Consider the following 17,960-nt stretch of genomic DNA (forward strand, 5'->3'; position numbering starts at 1 on the left):
ACCCGACGGTACCCGACGGTGACGCGCGAGCCCTTCCGCAACCGCGGCCGCGTCACGGAACTGCTGACCTCGGGCAAGCTGGCGCAGGATATCGGCCTGCCGCCGATGGACCCCGAGACCGACCGCTTCATGATGTGCGGCAGCCCGCAGATGATGACCGATCTCAAGGCGATCTTCACCGAGGCCGGCTTCAGCGAAGGCAACCACGGCGAGGCCGGCGAATTCGTGCTGGAAAGAGCCTTCGCCGAACGGTAGGAGCGGCGGCTTGCCGGGCAAGACCGTATCGGGGCCGGACATGGACCGGGGCAACACGAATCACCCTCGAGACAAGATCCAACCTCAGCCGCGCTCGGCGATTGCGGTTCCTGCTGCCCAGCCCGATGACCACGCCCATTGGAAGTTGTAGCCGCCGAGCCAGCCTGTGACGTCGACGACCTCGCCGATGAAGTAGAGACCGTCGACGGTCGTTGCCTGCATCGTGCGCGAGTTCAGGCCGGCCGTGTCGACGCCGCCCAGGGTCACCTCGGCGGTCCGGTATCCTTCCGAGCCGATGGGCGTGACCTCCCAGCCATGCAGGGTCGCCGCGATCGCGGCGAGACGCTTGTCGCTGGCCGCGCCGATCGGGCCCTCCCAACCATGGCTTTCGGAGAGGTACGCAGCGAGTCGCTTCGGCAGGATCTCGGCAAGCCAGTTCGCGATGCTTCGGCGGCCATTGTCCTGACGGAATCCACGCAGATCCGCGAACAGGTCCTGCGAGGGCAGGAAGGCGACGCTGATCGGCTCCTTTTCACGCCAATAGGACGAGATCTGCAGGATCGCCGGGCCAGACAACCCACGATGGGTGAACAGCAGCGCCTCGCTGAAGCCGGTCTTGCCGCAAGAGACCCGCACATCGGCTGCGACGCCTGCAATCTCGCGAAAGCCGGCCAGCACGTCCTCGCCGAATGTCAGTGGCACAAGCGCCGGGCGTGTCTCCGTCAGCGCCAGGTCGAACTGGCTCGCAATCTGGTAGCCGAGCCCCGATGCCCCCATTTTCGGGATCGATTTTCCGCCCGTCGCGACGACGACGTTGCGGCAGCGGAGATCGGCCGCGCCCTCTCCGCCCAGCCTGACCGCAAAGCCGCCCTCGATCAGCGCCAGGCTTTCCAGCGTCGTTCCCAGACGCAGTTCGCAGCCCGCGCGATCCATCTCGTCGAGCAGCATCGCGATGATATCCTTGGCGGAGTGATCGCAGAAAAGCTGGCCCAGCGTCTTCTCGTGATAGGCGATGCCATGCTTCTCGACCAAGGCGACGAAGTCATGTTGCGTGTAGCGCCCGAGCGCCGACTTGGCGAAATGCCGGTTGTTCGACAGGAAGCTCTTGGCGCTCGTGCCGATATTGGTGAAGTTGCAGCGCCCGCCGCCGGAAATGCGGATCTTCTCGCCGGGAGCTCGCGCGTGATCGATGACGAGCACATGGCCGCCGCGCGATGCCGCATGGATCGCGCACATCATGCCCGCAGCACCGGCGCCCAGGATGATAGTGTCGAAATGCTGAACCGACATCGGATGCTGCTAGTCCCAGAACGGCCCGGACGGGCCTCGTGCAGCGCTGCGGACGAAGGTTCGCTGCGCTTCGCCTCGGGTAGATGATCTCCAGCCATCCATCAACCGAGCGCCCGTCCGCAAGGCTTCACCCACGCCTGGGGCGGGCTCGCTGCGGCAGCCATGCGCCGTCGTGAATGTCACTACGAATCTTCCCCCGGGGTCATCGCCTGCAAGGCGGCAGAGCGCGGCCGACGCTCCCGCGGCAGCGGCGCGAATACTGCGGCATCCGGCAATCCTGCGCGTCGAAACGGCTTAAATTCCGGGCGTTTTTCTTGCGGAACCGAGGGCGCAGTGGAACTAGTCCCGACGCCCCAATTCCCAGTTCAAGCGCGAGCCGATTTATTCTTCCTGACGCGGTCTGAAAAGGAAGAGCGGTCTTGACTGGCAATCGTCGCATTCTGGTTACGGGCGGCAACGGCTATGTCGGCCGTCAGGTCGTCCGCCGGCTCTACGGGTCACATGAGGTCTGCGTCGTCGACAATCTGCGCGTCGGCCCGATGCGTTTCTCCGCCGACGAACGCGAGCGCTTCCGCTTCGAGCACGCCGATATCGCGGACAAGGCGGCCATCGAGGCGATCGTTGCGGATTTCAGGCCCGACGCCATCATCCATCTCGCGGCGATCCACTATATCCCGGAATGCGAGCAGGAGCCGATGGAGACGCTGCGCACCAATGTGCTCGGCGTGATGAACATGCTTCTTGCCGCCCCCGAAGGCACGCGCTTCGTCTATGCAAGCAGCGGGGCGGTCTACAAGCCCGACGCGCAGCCTCATCGCGAAGGTACGGCGCTGCTGGAACCCAACGATGTCTACGGGCTCAGCAAGCTGCATGGCGAGCATTATGTGCGCTATCTCGCCAGCCGGCGCTCCTTGTCGGCCGTGGTGGTGCGGCTCTTCAATGTCGTGGGGCCAGGAGAGACCAATCCGCATCTCGTGCCCGAGATCATCGCCCAGCTGAAATCCGGCCGCACGACGATCAAGCTCGGCAATCGCTGGCCCAAGCGCGACTATATCCATGTCGAGGATGCCGCGCGCGGCTTTGCGGCGGTCGCTACGGCCGAGGCGCCGGCTGCCGGCGTTACGGCGACTGTCAACCTGGGGACGTCGCACCCCTATTCGGTGGATGAGATCCTGCACAGGCTGCGCAGCATCGCGCAGATCGAGTTCGCGCTCGAGGAGGACAGCTCGCGCCTGCGCGCCGTCGACAGACCGTTCCTCATCGCGGACAACACGCAGATCCGCGAACAATTCGGCTGGGAGCCCTCGCTCACCATCGACGATGCCCTGCGGGATCTCTGGCGCGAGCCCGACCTGTCGGCATCGCTGACCGCGAAATATCGATGATCCGCGTCCTCTCCGTCATCATCGCGCCGCCCCATCTGTCGGTCAGCGGCGCGGGCCGCGCCGGGGAGCAGCTCAGCATCGCGCTTGCCGAACATTGCCAGGTCACGGTTGCCAGCATGATGGGGCCACAATCGGCGGTCGACGAGGGACAGTTGCGCAGGGTCCCGGTCACAGTGACCCTGCCGCCTTTGCTGAGCTCGCGGCACATTCCAAACCGTTACCGGACATTGTTCTACCGCTCGGACATCCCGCAGCTCATACGGGCGGGCGCATACGACATCGTGCACCTGCATAATCCGATGCCGGCGCTCGAAATGGCGCGGATCGCGCGGGCCTGCCGGCGAGCCGGAATTCCCTATGTCGTCTCCACCCATGGCTTCAACGAGATCGCCAACGGGGCGCGCGTCTATGCGTTCGGCTTGCTGAAACGGCTGGTCTGGAAGACGCTGGTGTCGAACCCGGTGTCCGCAGCTGTGAGACGGGCGGCCGCCGTGTTCACCCTGTCGCCGGCGGACAACGCGATCGTCCGGCAGATGGGCTTCTCGGGCGCCGCGCTCGCGAGCGTCCCCAATGGCGTGCCTGCCCCGGCGCCAGCCGATGCCGCGCGCGATGAGGCCGCCTACAGCCATCTCGGCATCCCCGAGCGGCGCGCCGGGCAGCTGACCTGCATGTTCCTGGCAAACCATACCCCTAACAAGGGATTGCCCGTACTGCTGGCTGCGTTCTCGCAGTTGCAGTGCCCCTATCTCCTGATCGTTGGCGGCGAGAAGCGGGCCGAGATCGACTACAGCGCAGCGTTGCGGCCAGGCCGGCCCGACCAGCGCATCGTGGTAACCGGGCGGCTGAGCGACAGCGAGGTGAACGCCTTGTTCCGGCGCTCGGACCTGTTCGTGTTCCCGACGCTGGCCGACACCTTCCCATTGTCCATCCTCGAGGCCATGTCGCATGGCCTGCCGGTCCTGGCGTCGAATGTCGGCGGGATCCCGCATCAGCTCGACGAGCGCTGCGGCAGGCTCGTGACCCCCGGGTCGGTCGACGAACTCGTCGCGACCGTCACCGAATTTGCACGGACGCCGGCGATGCTCGTCGCGATGGGGCGCCATGCCCGGGCTCGCGTTGCCGCCGATTTCACCTGGGAACGGGCCGCGTCGCTGGCCCATCTGGAGTATCAGCGGGTGCTGGCCGAGAGGTCCCGCATCGCGCAGCCCGCGCCGCGGTCCGCTTCGGGCCAGGGCGCGGGTGGCGAGGCGGTCCGCGCCGAGATCCCGTCGCAGCCGCATCAGGCGGCGTCCTGAAGCCTCCCACGCACCAGAAGGCCCTGGCTGACAGCTTCGCCGCCCGCGCCACCCCGGACGGTGGAGCGGGCGCTTCTCTCTCCGGAGCAACGCTGCGGGGGGCGTTTCGACCGCAGGTTCCAGCGCCCGGCGATGTCGCCGCCAAATGAAAAGGACCGCGCGACGGTGTTGTCGCGCGGTCGAAACCTGTCGTGGCTTGCCCGGTGTCGGGCCGCCTCTCAGAAGTGGGATTTCGGCTGAAGCTTCAACGTGGTCCGCGTGGAGTCAGCGATCTTGGCCGCGAGCCAGTCGGGGTTGGCGAGGTTGAAATAGGCCTTGAGCGCACTGCGCCAGAACAGTCTCTGGCGTTCTGAGGACGGCCCGTAATAGGCGCGGACCTTTGCGCATTCGGCTGCGGTCCTGGCACCGTGGACAGCACTGTTGTTGACGCCGGTGCGGCGGAAGCAGGCGATGGGGCGCCCGATCCTGCCATAGGGCGCCAGGCTCAGGGCACGGCAGAACATCTCGTAGTCGCCCGCATCCTTGTAGGCGATGTCGAAGCCGTTGAGCTCCTCGAAGAAGGACCGCGAGAAATAGGTTCCCATATGCATGATCGGATTCCAGCCGAGGCAGACGAGCATGCGCGGCGTCATCCAGTTCGGCGGCGCCGCGAGCCCGCCGAGATCATGGCCTTTCGAGTTGGTCCAGCGGATCCCGCCCACGACCCAGCGCCTGCCGCTCCCGCGGTAGGCCTCGACGACGGCCTTCAGGCCGCCATCGCACATCACATCGTCGGCGCCGAGAAACCCTAGCAGTTCACCGGACGAGGCGAAGGAGCCCTTGTTGATGGCGTCGAAGATGCCGCTGTCCTTGCCCTGGAGAACGCGCAGGCCATAGCTCTGCGCAAGCTCGACAGTTCCGTCGGTGCTGCCGCCATCGACGATGACATGCTCCACCTCGATGCCCGGCGCCTCATTGCGGCGGGCCGATTCGATGCATTCACGCAGATGCACGATGCCATTCAGCGTAGGGGTGACGACAGTCACGATCATCTTGAAGCTCCGCTCTTTGCTTTTGTGCGACTGTGCGGAACTTCAGCGAACGCGCTGAGCCATGATCGCGTCCGCAGATGGCGGCACGAACACTGGCAGGGCGTCGTCGGATGTCAGGTAGTTGTCCTGGACGACCGGGATCTGAGAGGCGGCGTTCTGCATCGCCCACATCGCGGCCTGGGTCCGGTTCTTGACGCGCACCTTCCTCAGGATGGCCTTGACGTGGACCTTCACGGTCGCCTCGGCGATCATCAGCTTGCGGGCGATGACCTTGTTGGATTCACCGAGCATCAGACCCTCGAGGATGCTCACTTCACGGCCTGACAGACCCGAGAAGGAGGTTCCGTCGGCACGGCGTACGACATCCTGGAGAAGCCGCTCTGGCTCGACCGCGACCTCGGACAGCAGTGACAGGAGATCGGGCGGGAAGACGGCGCCATTGGCGACGACGACCTCGAGCGACATGATGAGATCCTGTGCCGAGACCGACTCGACCAGGTAGCCGACCGCGCCCAGCTGGATGGCACGGCGCATGAGGTCGCGGCTGTCATGCAGGGCAAGCGCAACGATCTTTGCTTGTTTGAACTGGCGCCGGATGTCGCCGACGATGCTGCAGCTGGAATCGTCGATGACGACGATGAAAAGTTCAGGGGCGACTTGACTATCGCGGCACCTCTGGAAGTCCAGACTGGATGTCCTGTGACTAACCCTGAAGCGTGCACCACTGAGAAGCTGTGAGATACCTTCGCGAAATAATACATTATCGCTAAGGACGGCGGTCTCGATGAATTCAGGCATCGAACTCTCCCATTTCGCAACACAGAACCAGACAGAAATTAAGCCCTAAGTCAGCGAATCCTCCCGGAAAGTCATCGCCTTCAGCATCAACAATCGCCGTGGAGCTAACTGCCCACAGGGATACTCTTGTCACGATTTTGGGTAATGTATATTTCGACATCGCCCCCCGTAACTCAGCGTTAATGGGTAGTTAAATAATTGCCATCCGTCCTGTCATGAAAGTACGATAGACGTAAGGATAAACCTTACATCTGCTCGTATCCAAGCGGTCACAGATCTGTGAATTCTTCGGGAGACAAGCTCAGCCGACAGCGCGACTACAGGCTCAACTTCGAGCCTACAGCTCTGGCAAGCGCGCTGGCAAGTGGCCAGCGAACCGCTACGGCAGTTATCCCAAGGACTAGATTTTCTTGCGCCGCAGCGGCCTGGTCCGGTCAGGATCCATTTCGATTGTGCGGATCAGGTTCCTCGCAAGGATGGCGGCCTCGGTCCGATTTCGGACATTCAGCACCCGCATGAGCGCCGAAACATGGATCTTGGTGGTGGGTTCGGCGATGTGGAGTGCCTGCGAGATCTCGCGGTTGGATAGTCCTTCCGCCAAAAGGGCTAGAACATCCTTCTGGCGCGGCGTCAGGCCGAACTTGTTCTGCCGCCTCATCCAGCGGCGCCTGGACCCGCTCTCGCGGGGCGGAGGCCGCTCGGCCTCCCCTGCCGAAGGCATCAGCGCCTGAGGCACCGAGAGACGCCCCGACAACACTTCGCGCACGGATTCGACGATCTCGTCCTCGCGCTGCAATTTGGAGATGAAGCCGTGAAAGCCCTCGGCGAGATATCGCAGGATCTGATCGAAGGAACATTCGGACGAGATGATGACGTAGCGCGTCGCCGCCGACGCACGCTTGAAGTCCCGGATGACCAGGGGATCAGCCGTCTTGGTGATACTCAGGCTGACGAGCGCGAGATCGATGGGATCGGGCCCCATCAACAACTGCATCATGCTGTCGAGATCGGCCGCCTCGACGACGTCGGCATCGGGTAGCGCTGAACTGATGACGACACGCAGGCCGGTCCGGTAAAGCGCTTGTTCGTCGGCAACGAGAATCCTGACCATGGTTCGTGTCGCCGATCCAGTCGCCCGTTGCGGCCCAACAGCTTCGATCGCTTCGGCGTCGCGCCGGTCCGGCGGCCTGCCGGGCCGAGACCGAAGTCATCGAGGCCAGATAAGTGGCTCATGATAGCGAGGATGGCGCGGGAGGCGGCGTGCCCATCAGGACGAAAAGCCGCGTCCGGCGTGAGCATTATTTCCAGGGGCCCAGCCAAGCTGATTACCCCCCATAGGCTCGACGCCGGTGGCAGGGCATGCCGATTTGCGGCAACCGGGCGGGATCAATCAGAGATCGAGAATCCAGCCATGACTGGCGCCGTAACGGATGATATCCAGGCGCGAATTGAGCAGGAGCTTCTTGCAGGCGCGATAACGGTAGGTTTCGACCGATTTCACACCGAGGCCCGTGCGGCGAGCGATCTCCTTGTTGGAGTGCCCGACAGCGACCAGACGAAGGACCTGGGCCTCGCGCTGGGTCAGTTTTCCGGCAGCGAGATCGGCCTCGGGCCGGGCCGTCTGCGCGAGCTTGCGCACCCATTCTGAGCGAAACTCCTCGAGCGCGGAGTCGATGAAGACGCCGCCGCTCTGCACGGTCCTGATCGCCTGCGCGACCTTGTCGTTGGCCGAGCCCTTGAGGACGTAGCCGCGAATTCCAGCCTTCAGCGCGCGCTGAACATAGCTCGGCTCCTCGAAATGCGTGAGCATGACGATGCGTGTCTCGGGCGCGATCTCCAAGATACGCTCCGCGAGAGCGACGCCGTTCATTCCCGGCAGCCCCATGTCGAGGATCGCGATATGGGGCTCGTGTTCGCGGACCAGGGCAAGCGCCTGCCCCGCAGACATCGCCTGACCAACCAGCTCGAGATCGGGCAGGCTCAGCAGAAGCGTCTGCAGTCCCGCCAGTACTATCGGATGGTCGTCGACCAGGATGATCCGGGCTGTCATCTTGTCAGGATCCGCATCGGTTCCGCGGCAAGCAGCGCCGTCGCCCTCACGGTCGTGCCCTCGCCGACGGTCGAGATGATATCCAAGCTGCCGCCGATGCTGCACATGCGCTGACGCATGCCCCGCAACCCCTGCCCCGAATCATGCGCCTCGCCTGGCGGCCGCTCGAACGGCATAGCAAACCCCGGACCATCATCAGTGACCGTCAAGATGATGGACTTGCTGTCAAACGCGATCCTGACGTCGAGGTTCCGCGCGGCCGGGGCATGCTTGACGATATTGGTCAGGGCCTCCTGGGCGACACGATAGATTGCACTCTCGACGACGGTCGGGATCGAATCGGGCTGCGCACCCGTACAGGCGAAAGCGGCTTCGAGGCCGCTATCGCCGGAATAGGCATTGACGGTCGCCTCGATCGCGCTGACCAGACCGAGCTCCTCGACGATCCTGGGCCTGCAGCCGATAGCAGCCCGGTACAACCTGCGCCCGACCTCGGCGAGGTGGTCGGCCAGATGATCGAGCCTCTCCTTGTTGCCGCCGACGTCACCGTCGCGCATGCGCCGGATCTCGGCGATCACGGAGGCGAGTTCCTGGCCTGCCTGGTCGTGGAGGTCCTGAGCGATGTGCTCGCGCTCCTCGGCACGAACGCGTGCGATTTCTCCTTCGAGATCGCGCTTCTGTCGTTCGACCTGCCTGAGGGCCTCAGCGATGAACAGATACTGCTCGATGATACGCAGCCGGTCGGCTCGCAATTCGTCGGCGCTCTCGATGGCAAGCTGGCATCGCCGGTCGACAGCCTCCCGGCGCGCCCGCTCGGCGCCCGCCGAAAAGCGCGGATCCAGCCCGGCAAACAGGCGCAACAGGATGGTGGCTGGCATGTCGCCCATCTTGGGCACCAGGACGCTGCCGAAGCATCGAAGGTCGACGGGTCCCGTTGCCCCGACAAAGGTCATGCGCTTGAGCACGGGCTGGCGGGACCCCGAACAGCAGGCGAGATAACGAGCCAGCGCCTCGGGATCGTCCCGGCAGGAGGAGAAGAGCGACGGCAGGGTCTCGGCATCGGGAAAGGCCGCGCGCGCGGCCCGGTTCATGGCCTGGATGGCACCATCGCTGCCGACGACCAGGGCGAGTTCGTCCAGGTGCTCGATACCGACTACGCTTTCACATGGGAAACGCATCGTCACGGAAGTATTCCCTTGTGTCCGGCCCCAGCTCCGCCGGCACGAGGTCGATCACAATGCGGCAGCCATGGTCGCCCCTCGCAATGGTCTTCTCGATATCGATGGCGGCATATCCAAGCGCGTTGGCAGTCATGCGTCCCAACAGGTTCGACGTCATCATGCATATGGAGGGGTGTCCTCGAGCCGCCTTGCCCAAAGGGCACCTCGAATTTCCCAAAACGATGCGATCAGGATGATCCTCGATAACAAAGAAGTGACCACCAGCTCGATTCTCCAAGTCGACGAGAACGGCGCTAAGTTGTTCACGTGTGAAACGTTGCACGCCCAACGCGACACTATATTTCTTTTCGAGATTCGAGCCGATCTGTCCGGCCACGCTTCCTATGAATACCGATGCATCTTCTATGCCAGCAACATCCTCGATCATCTTCACGATTCCGATAAGCATCTCATCGACCAGAATCCGATGATTGAAATGGATGTCCAAAGAGCCAACGTCTTGGCGGGATTTATCTCCAACAGGTCGTGACGAGCCCACGATCGGTCCTCCTCAACACGATTCCATCAGGGAAAAAATGCCTTAGACCAAGCATTCGCATGAGATCATAAAAAATGAATGAAGTTGACCGCCACGCGAATCCTGGAAACAGCGCAAGCTTCCTTTACGGTTTCGACTATTTGCCCGTCTCACTCTTTTGCTCAAACCAACGCGTCGAAGGGGAGTTCGATTAGCGAGATGTAGTCCGATCCGGTTGAAAAGCTCAGCCATGCGAGCTGCTCCACTACCCCTGCGATTACTCAAACGCTGGTCATATCTAAGTTGTTTGGCGTAGGCACATCTTCACTCACCCCATTCATCGCAGCATGCGAAAAAATAGGCGGGCTGCGATAGTGTCACGACATGAACATACTGTCTGCGTCAATTGTTACACAACCCGCGATCGTTGTGCTCACTGGCGACCGATTTTCGGTGATCGTGAGCTCGCACAGCCACGTACCAGCCCGCGGACAGAGCGTATCGGAGCTTGATCACCCAAAGGCAGCGGTGAACACAATTGCGCGATTACTATCGTGTAACGAGCCCGCTGCTCGGCTTTCTGCATCCACTCGGCTCGACCTGCACGCGTTTCCGGCCACGGATACGCTGGCTCCCGCCACGATCGGCGCGCCCCAAATTCACCTTCTGCGGCTATTCGAGACTAGCCCTGCCCGACGCGGTTCCCGTCTTCCTCTGGACGAGGTTTCCCCGGCTCTCCTGGCCAAGGCTCCGGAAGGTCTCGTATGAGACCGGCTGATGGCCCCAGATGAATGTCGCAGCCTCGGCCGAAGGCTGGACAATGTAGGTATTGCCGTCAAAGCGGTTGCCACCGGTTTCGATGACCCCGAAATTGGGGCTGGCGGGCGCGACATCGCTGGCGCCGCCCGACATGCCGGCCCGCCCCTGGTAGATCACGATGTTGTCCCGGACCAGATTGTCGGCCGTCCTGTAGAGTTGCGCCGGGCTGGCGCCATTGTCGCGCGCCTGGTCGATCAGCATGATCCCGGCTGCGCCCTCTGCGACCGAGACGATGTTGCCGTAGACCTGAACGCCCCGCGAGGCCGCGATCTGGATGCCGGCGCCCCAGAACCAGACGCTTCCCTGCTGGCCGCCTGCGCCGGTGCCGTTGAGCTTCACGATGTTGTTGCGGATGACGGCGTCGAAACTGATCTCGTAGAAGATGCCGGCGTCGGCATTGCCTTCGACGATGTTGTCCTCGATCAGGACGTCGCGGCAGTCGACATCGCACCACAGGCCCGAGCCGAAATTTCCGTACACGCGGTTGCGCCGCAGCGTCAGCCTCTCGATTGCACCGGCCTTGACGCCGCCGCCCTCCCAGGTGGCGTCGTAGCCGTGGATGTTGTTGGCGTAGATCTCGTTGTCCTCGATCACGACATCGTAGCCGTTGGGCGAGATGCCGAGCTGGCCGTTGTCGTGGATGCGGTTGCCGCGCACGATCGTCCTGTCACCGGTGGCGATGCCCGCTCCGCTGTTGAGACGGACTTCGTTGTCCTCGATCAGCCAACCCGAAGCCCGGGCATCCTCGTCGCCGAAGATGGCGCCCTGCTGCGCCGGGGTGGCATATTTCTCGATCACAAGCCCCCTGACCACGACATTCCGGGCGCCGTTGCTCCAGAAGGCGTGGGCGCGGCGCGTCCTCTCGAGGATGCGCGCTCCGGGATCGTCGGCGAAATAGGCCTTTCCGAGCGCAGCATCGTGAAAGACGCTGCCCGGGCGCAACGCGTCGAGGCGCTCGACCGGCTCGAGAGGCCTGTCGTCCAGGAAAAAACGGATCGGCCGGTTGCAGAGCGGTCGCGACGCCAGGCAGGTCCCGAACGGGCGCATCGCAGGCCCCGCGATCGCGGCGGTCCAGTACGGCCCCTCCTTGCGGATATCGGTGAGGCGTTCGGCACCGCTCATGACCGCGCCCGGCAGGCCGATGAAGACCTGCCCGTCCTTGGGCGCGACCCGCTGCCCCAGATGCAGCCCGGGCTCGATGCAGAAGGTGGTGCGCGGCGCGGCCGCGTCGACTGCAGCCTGGAACGAGGCGCCGACGGCGATGCGGACGGAACGCTCGGGGCAGGTCCGGGGCTCGCTGGCCTCGGCGCGCTCGCCGTGAAGACCGAGTGCGGCCAGCACCAGGAGCGCGCCGGCGATCTGCCTGCTCGCCGCCATGGTCGTCCGACGCTGCACCGGCCTCGCCCTGACGTTGAGGGCGCGATAGATCATCAACGACCCCAGCCCGACACCGAACAGGATCCAGAACGGGATCCCGAGCATCGGCCCTTCAAGCGCGACGTCGAAGGAGGCGTCGATGACGACGGAGGCGAGGTAACAGACCAGGAAGATGAAGAACCGCGACCAGTCGTGGTCGCCCCGCAGCCGTGCCTGGCGCGAGGCGGCGAGTAGCACCCCGATCCAGTTCGCCCAGGTGAGCAGCCACAGCACGAGGCCGGGCACGCCGCCACGGGCCAGATAGGTCATGTGGATGCTGTGGGGGCTGCGCAGGACAGGCCCGCCATGCTCGAGTCCGACGACGAAGCCATCGGCCTCCGCCAGGTTCACGCCGAAACCCTTGCCGGTCCAGAAATAGGGGCCATGAATGGTGTAGTTGCGGATCGCCTCCCACCAGTTCAGACGCCACTGCTTCGTGCCGTCGAGATTATTGGCATCGTTGGACATGACAATGCTGGCCATATTGTCGGCCAGCGCCCTGGCGCTCAGCGCCCGCTCATTGCCGGGGATGTCGATCGAGAGGTCGACGGCGTAGGCGAGGCCGAGCAGGATGGCGATCCCCCCGCCGATCACCGCGAGGCGGCGGAACTGGCCGGTGAGCAGCATCGCGAACACGACCGGAATCAACAGCGCCAGCATGCCGCCCCGGTTCTGGCTGGCGATCAGGATGGAGCCCACGAGCACTGTGACGCACCAGATGCGCCCGACCTTGCAGAGCCCGACCAGAACCAGCACCACCGCGCCGCAGAGATGGACGGCGAGTTCGCCGGTCCGGACCGAGAGGATCCCGACATCCTGGCCCGGAATCCGCGGCATCGACGAGCCGGCGAAACGCGCCACGATGAAGGCCACGATCGAGAGTGGCACCATCACCCTGACGAGCACTCTGAAATAGCCCATGATCTGTGCCAGGCGCGCGGGCCGCTCCAGCAATAGCGCGGCGACGATGAAGGCGAAGCCGGCATAGATCGCGACCACGCCGTCGCGCAGCGCGTCGATGCCGTAGGTGCCGACACCCTGCAGCGTGCGAAACAGCACCCAGCCGAGCAATGCCAGAGCAATGAGTGCGGGGCCCGTGCTGAGCAGCGCCGTCAGGCAACCGCTCGCAATGAGCGCCAGCAGCCCCAAACCGAAGAGTATCTCGCCCATGAAGAGGGGCGGCGCGCCGAGATAGGCGAAGCTCTTGCCCAGGACCACATAACCGGCAAAGCCGAGCGCCAGAACCGGCAGATAGCGGTCCGTCATCCGCCGGCCGTCCGACATCTCCATCTGCGCTGACAGTGCTTGCGCCACGGCTGCTCCTCGGCGTCCCCCCGGGGATTGCGTTCGCGGCATCGTACAGCCCGCGGGCAGCCGGTCAGGATGGGCTTTCGGGGTAGCCAGCCCAGCAGGCACGGGTCGGGGACCGTCGCCAGCACCGTTTTGGGTAGTCTCGATGACCAGCGCGGCCCAGGGCATCCCGGCGCTATGATCAGCCCCAGTGCGAGACTGACATACCCGCCCCGAATGCGCCCTGGCCTGCGGAGACGAGATGAGACGGATTTGCGGACAGGCGCGCGCGGCGGGCTCTCGGCCCGACATCACAGGATGGCTCGGGTGAGTGTTGACTCGATCGAACTCCGTCGCCGGGGCGGCGGGCCCGGACGGACGAAAGCGCTGATGAGCAGGGTCAGGGCGCCCGCCCTCTCCTTCGGCGACCAGGCTTTCGCGAGCATCTGCAACTTCCTGACGACGGTCCTGCTGGGACGCTCGCTGGGGCTGGAGGCGTTTGGCCTCTACGCCATGCTCTGGCTGCCAGTCTATCTGGCTATGAGCCTGCAACTGGGTCTGATCGTCAGTCCGATGATGAGCATCGGCACGAAGGAAAGCGGGCGGACTGCCGACAGCTATTTCACCGTGATGCTGGTCCACCAGTTCGTCTATGTGGTCGCGGTGACGGCGGCGATCTCGGGCATCCTCGTCGTTATGACGGAAACGACCCCGCAACTCGACGGCATCGGCTTGCCCATGGCGGCGGCGGCCGGGAGCTATCTGTGCCAGGACTTCATGCGGCGCTACCTCTTCGCCCGGCGCCGCCCCGGATCCGTCTTCGTCATCGACATCGTCAACCAGGCCCTCAAGGTCGGCGCGCTCGCGCTGCTCTGGCACACGGGACTGATGAGCATTCACAATGCCCTCTGGGCCGTTGCCGGCGCGGCCACCCTGTCGACCTTCTGCGGCCTGTTCCGTCTGGGACCGCTGTGCTGGGATTGGAGCGATTTTCGCGAAACGACGGCACGGCAATGGCGGTCTGCACGCTGGCTCGTCCTGACTGCCACCGGGCAATGGGCCGTGGGGTATAGCGGGGTTCTGGTCACGGCGAGCCTGTTCGGGCCCCGGATCGTGGGCGCCCTGCGGGCCACTCAGAGCCTGCTCGCCATGGGCAACATGGTGCGCGAGGCTCTGGAGAACATCGTGCCGCCGCTCGTCGGCAAGGCGATGGCGGAATCCGGACTGGCCGGGCTCAAGCGGATGCTCGTCCTGGTGCTGCTGGGCTCGGCGGCAATCGGGGGCGCGGGCCTGCTCGTTCTGGCCCTCTTCGGCCCCTGGCTCCTGCACTTGCTCTATGGCAGCGAGATGCTGGAGTTCGACTGGCTGATTGTCTGGTATTCGCTGATCTTCCCGATCGCGCTGCTGAACGTGGCGCTGTACTGCGCCTACCGTGCCATGGAGCGGACGCGCTCGATCTTTGTCGCCACATTGGCCTCGGCAGGCTTCAATATCCTGGCGATCTATCCGGCCGGCGTGATGTTCGGCGTAGCGGGCGTGATCGCAGTCTCGGTGACCGCGGAACTCATCACGCTGGTCGTGCTCACGATATTGGGCCGCGAATTATGGTCCAGCGCCGGGGTATCTCCAGCGCCTCAAACCGAAACCGGCGGCGCAGATGCCGCCATCACCCGCGCGCCATGATCCCCGTCGGGCCCGCGCAGGTGCATCTCTGGTGCTGCAGCACCGAGATCGGCGTGGGCGAGTTCGCGACTCGGCACGCACTGCTGTCCGAGCAGGAGCGGGCACGGGCCGCGCGATTCCACGATCGCACGGCGATGGTCGCCTTCACGGCGGCGCATGGTTGGCTTCGTCGCGTACTGGGGGCTTATGTGAATGTGCCGCCCGAGGCGCTGCGTTTCGGCGAGGGCGCCCATGGCAAGCCGCAGCTCGCACTCGCCAGCGGCGGCACTCCGCGGGTCAGCTTCAATCTCAGCCACTCCGGTGACCTCGCCATCGTCGCGGTTGCGGAGCAGATGGCGGTGGGTGTCGACATCGAGCATGTCAGGCCAATGCCGCGACAGATCGCCGAAGACAGTTTCGCGCCTGGTGAGGCGGCAGCGCTTGCGAATGTCGCGCCTGCCGAGCGCGACAGCGCCTTCATGCGCCTCTGGACACGCAAGGAAGCCTATCTCAAGGCAACCGGCACCGGGCTCAATACACCGCTGGACGCATTCGAAGTGTCTCTCGACGAGCCCGCGCGGCTGCTTCGCGTCCGATCAGATCCCGCCGAGGCCGCCTGCTGGCAAATCGCGCATCTCGAGCCCGCGCCTGGTTATTGCGGCGCGGTTGCCGCGCGTGGCCAGGGCTGGACATGCGTCTGGATGGCGCGGCCGGGCGCCACCCCGCTGCTGCTCGACCCGAAGCTCAACGCGGCGCCAAACCCAGCATATTCCTGATCCCTTGCGCCATCGAGCGAGAGCCGGCTGCGGAGAACGCGCCCTCATGCTCCTCGCCCACGACAGGCTGGCAGGGCGTGCCGTCCGGGAGATGCTGCGTCCAGCCCAGCGCCGGGTCAGGCGGCCAGCCGGCGGGAATGGCCTCGCTGCGAAACATCAGCACCTGCCCGCCATAGCCCTCGGGTGTGTAGCGCTGGACCAGCGCCTCGAGTTCATCGGTGGCGCGCCAGAACTCGGCCTCGTCGAGCGCTTCCTCCGCGGGCCGCCAGAACAATAGCCGCTTCGCTCGGCGCACCGGCGCGGTCGACTGCAGCCAGAACGACATCCGGGTCGCGAAACTGCGGGGCCCGGCGCGCCACTGGCGCTTGGCAAAGCGCTGCATCCGGCGAAGTTTGAACAGAAGCCGCCGCGCATAGGGCTGCCGCAGGAAATAGCCCGGTGCCCAGCAGTCGATCAGCACGACCAGCTCGACCTTGCGGCCCGCCGCCTCGAGCTGCCTGGCTGCCTCATAGGCGATGATCCCGGAGCGGCAGAACGCGACCAGGCGCAGCGCACCGGTCGGGCTCGCCGCCATGATGGCCTCGCAATAGACGGCGGCGAGTTCCGCCAGCGTGCCGGGCGCCTCTTCGCCGGGCGCGGACGGCATCAGTTGCAGCGTGGCGAAAGGCTGGTCGGGGCCGAGCTCCTGGGACAGCGGCCGGTACAGGCTGAATTTCTGGGCGGTATGGCTGATCGCGAAAAGCGTCGACTGCGTTCCCGCCTGCTGCAGCCAGTTCCGGCGCATCGCCGGATTGACGCCCGGAGAACGGGCGACGGGCTGGGCGACGCTGGAAGCAGCGGGGCGGGGTGGCGGCGCAGCGGGTTGCACCGGGGCGCGCGGCAATTTGTCGGCTGGGGCGTCGACCACGGCCTCCGCGATCCGCTCATATTGCGCCACGAGCGCTGCAGCCGTCGCCTCGTCATAGAGGTCGCGATGATATTCGCAGGTCAGGCGCCAGCCTTCCTCGCGCTCGACCAGGATGAAATTGAGATCGTAGAGGGCGCCGGGCAGGTTCGAGGGAATGCCCGAGAGCTTGAAACTGTCATTGGCGAGTTCGCCGATAAAGGCGCGCTGGACGATGAAGTTGACCGAGACAGGCGGGCGCCCGCGCTCCAGGCCGTGTTGCTGCGCCTGCACGACGCGGTCGATCGGCCAGAGGTGGTTCTCTACGGCTTCCTCGAAGGTATCGCGGGCGCTGCGGCACAGCTCCAGAAAGGATTGCTCGCGCGCGATCCGCGTGCGCAGCACCAGCGTGTTCACGAAGGGCCCCACGACCCCCTCGAGCTCGACCTCGTCGCGCGCCGCGATCTGCGTGCTGAGGCCTATATCGGAGGCGCCCGTGCGCTGGTGCATCAGGATGAGCAGAACCGCATAGGCGGCCGTGAAGAACGTCGTATCCTCGCCACGCGCAAGCTCGGTCAGCCTTGTGGTGAGCGGCTTGGGCAGCAATCGCGCGATCGTCGCGCCATTGGCGCTGCGCGCGACGGGGGCGGGATGGTCCGGCGGAACTTCGACATAGGGGAGATTGGCCAGCCGTGCCTTCCAATAGGTGCCCTCGCGCGCGAGCGCATTGGTGGCGAGGCCTTCGAGGCTCCATTCGGCGTAGTCGGAATATTGCAGCGCCAGCTCGGGCAAGGACGGCCGGGCTCCTCGGCTCAGCGCCTGGTAGGCCGCGACGAAATCCTTGGACAGGATCCCCATCGACCAGCCGTCGCTGACGATGTGATGGGCCGTGACCAGGAGCACCGCATCGGTGCGGCTCAGCCTGACCAGCGTCGCACGCAGCAGCGGCGCCGTCGCGAGGTCGAAGCGTGCCTGTGCCTCCAGCCCGCCGATGCGCTCGGCCTCGCCGAAACGGTCGGCCTCGGGCAGGCCGGACAGGTCGATCTCCGACAGCTTGAAGGGCAGGTGTTCGGACAGAAGCTGGATCGGGCGGCCGGCCACGGCGACGATCGCCGTGCGCAAGGCTTCGTGGCGCTCGATGATCGCCTGGAAGGCCGCCTGCGCGATCGCGGCGTCGAGATGCCCGCGGATACGCCATTTGACGGCGATGTTCAGGCTCGGGGTGCCGGGATCGGCACTATCGAGACGCCAGAAATACTGCTGCCCGGTCGAGCAGCGTGCCCGCGTTACGGTCGGATCGGACATGGTGAAA

At 64.8% G+C, this 17,960-nt stretch carries 14 protein-coding genes and 1 pseudogene; 6 read left to right on the forward strand and 9 right to left on the reverse strand.

All coding sequences use genetic code 11. The features are described 5' to 3' along the window. Positions 1-255: pseudogene (locus AC1D2L_RS24235) on the forward strand (ferredoxin--NADP reductase); the annotation flags it as partial. A gap of 84 nt (positions 256-339) precedes the next feature. On the opposite strand, the gene AC1D2L_RS24240 reads toward AC1D2L_RS24235, so the two are convergent. Further along, positions 340-1,545, reverse strand: a complete 1,206-nt coding sequence (locus AC1D2L_RS24240) for a BaiN/RdsA family NAD(P)/FAD-dependent oxidoreductase (protein ID WP_476848466.1) — start codon at positions 1,543-1,545, stop codon at positions 340-342. Between the two features lie 419 nt (positions 1,546-1,964). Here AC1D2L_RS24240 and AC1D2L_RS24245 point away from each other — a divergent pair, with 419 nt between their 5' ends. After that, positions 1,965-2,930, forward strand: a complete 966-nt coding sequence (locus tag AC1D2L_RS24245; protein WP_476848467.1) for an NAD-dependent epimerase/dehydratase family protein — start codon at positions 1,965-1,967, stop codon at positions 2,928-2,930. Beyond that, the gene (locus tag AC1D2L_RS24250; RefSeq protein WP_476848468.1) at positions 2,927-4,225 is read left to right on the forward strand and encodes a glycosyltransferase family 4 protein; all 1,299 of its coding nucleotides are present in this window, start codon (positions 2,927-2,929) and stop codon (positions 4,223-4,225) included. Before AC1D2L_RS24245 ends, AC1D2L_RS24250 begins: the two co-directional genes overlap by 4 nt. 218 nt (positions 4,226-4,443) lie before the next feature. Here AC1D2L_RS24250 and AC1D2L_RS24255 read toward each other — a convergent pair whose 3' ends face one another. Further along, positions 4,444-5,256 carry a glycosyltransferase family 2 protein gene (locus tag AC1D2L_RS24255; protein WP_476848469.1) on the reverse strand — a complete coding sequence of 271 codons (813 nt, stop codon included), beginning with the start codon at positions 5,254-5,256 and terminating at the stop codon, positions 4,444-4,446. A gap of 42 nt (positions 5,257-5,298) precedes the next feature. After that, the gene (locus AC1D2L_RS24260) at positions 5,299-5,790 is read right to left on the reverse strand and encodes a LuxR C-terminal-related transcriptional regulator (RefSeq protein ID WP_476848470.1); all 492 of its coding nucleotides are present in this window, start codon (positions 5,788-5,790) and stop codon (positions 5,299-5,301) included. Between the two features lie 15 nt (positions 5,791-5,805). On the opposite strand from AC1D2L_RS24260, the gene AC1D2L_RS24265 reads away from it, so the two are divergent. Beyond that, positions 5,806-5,994: a hypothetical protein gene (locus tag AC1D2L_RS24265; protein WP_476848471.1), complete on the forward strand. Its 189-nt coding sequence runs from the start codon at positions 5,806-5,808 to the stop codon at positions 5,992-5,994. Between the two features lie 460 nt (positions 5,995-6,454). On the opposite strand, the gene AC1D2L_RS24270 is transcribed toward AC1D2L_RS24265, so the two are convergent. From AC1D2L_RS24270 to AC1D2L_RS24290, 5 genes are all read right to left on the reverse strand, one after another. Beyond that, a complete protein-coding gene (locus AC1D2L_RS24270; protein WP_476848472.1) occupies positions 6,455-7,165 on the reverse strand; it encodes a LuxR C-terminal-related transcriptional regulator in 711 nt (236 codons plus the stop codon). 279 nt (positions 7,166-7,444) lie between these two features. Beyond that, positions 7,445-8,104 carry a response regulator gene (locus AC1D2L_RS24275; RefSeq protein WP_476848473.1) on the reverse strand — a complete coding sequence of 220 codons (660 nt, stop codon included), beginning with the start codon at positions 8,102-8,104 and terminating at the stop codon, positions 7,445-7,447. Next, positions 8,101-9,282: a sensor histidine kinase gene (locus AC1D2L_RS24280; protein ID WP_476848509.1), complete on the reverse strand. Its 1,182-nt coding sequence runs from the start codon at positions 9,280-9,282 to the stop codon at positions 8,101-8,103. The genes AC1D2L_RS24275 and AC1D2L_RS24280 overlap by 4 nt, the downstream gene beginning before the upstream one ends. Continuing rightward, positions 9,266-9,772, reverse strand: a complete 507-nt coding sequence (locus AC1D2L_RS24285) for a methanogen output domain 1-containing protein (RefSeq protein ID WP_476848474.1) — start codon at positions 9,770-9,772, stop codon at positions 9,266-9,268. Before AC1D2L_RS24285 ends, AC1D2L_RS24280 begins: the two co-directional genes overlap by 17 nt. A gap of 702 nt (positions 9,773-10,474) precedes the next feature. Beyond that, entirely contained in the window at positions 10,475-13,351 is a 2,877-nt protein-coding gene (locus AC1D2L_RS24290; protein ID WP_476848475.1) for a right-handed parallel beta-helix repeat-containing protein, read from the reverse strand. Positions 13,352-13,717: 366 nt separating this feature from the next. Here AC1D2L_RS24290 and AC1D2L_RS24295 point away from each other — a divergent pair, with 366 nt between their 5' ends. Further along, positions 13,718-15,010, forward strand: a complete 1,293-nt coding sequence (locus tag AC1D2L_RS24295) for a lipopolysaccharide biosynthesis protein (protein WP_476848476.1) — start codon at positions 13,718-13,720, stop codon at positions 15,008-15,010. Continuing rightward, positions 15,007-15,765, forward strand: coding sequence for a 4'-phosphopantetheinyl transferase family protein (locus AC1D2L_RS24300; protein WP_476848477.1), 759 nt, complete (start codon positions 15,007-15,009; stop codon positions 15,763-15,765). The genes AC1D2L_RS24295 and AC1D2L_RS24300 overlap by 4 nt, the downstream gene beginning before the upstream one ends. Here AC1D2L_RS24300 and AC1D2L_RS24305 read toward each other — a convergent pair. Next, positions 15,734-17,953: a condensation domain-containing protein gene (locus tag AC1D2L_RS24305; RefSeq protein ID WP_476848478.1), complete on the reverse strand. Its 2,220-nt coding sequence runs from the start codon at positions 17,951-17,953 to the stop codon at positions 15,734-15,736. The genes AC1D2L_RS24300 and AC1D2L_RS24305 overlap by 32 nt on opposite strands. Between the last annotated feature and the right edge of the window lie 7 nt (positions 17,954-17,960).

The organism is Allobosea sp. P1_B10, assembly GCF_056406735.1.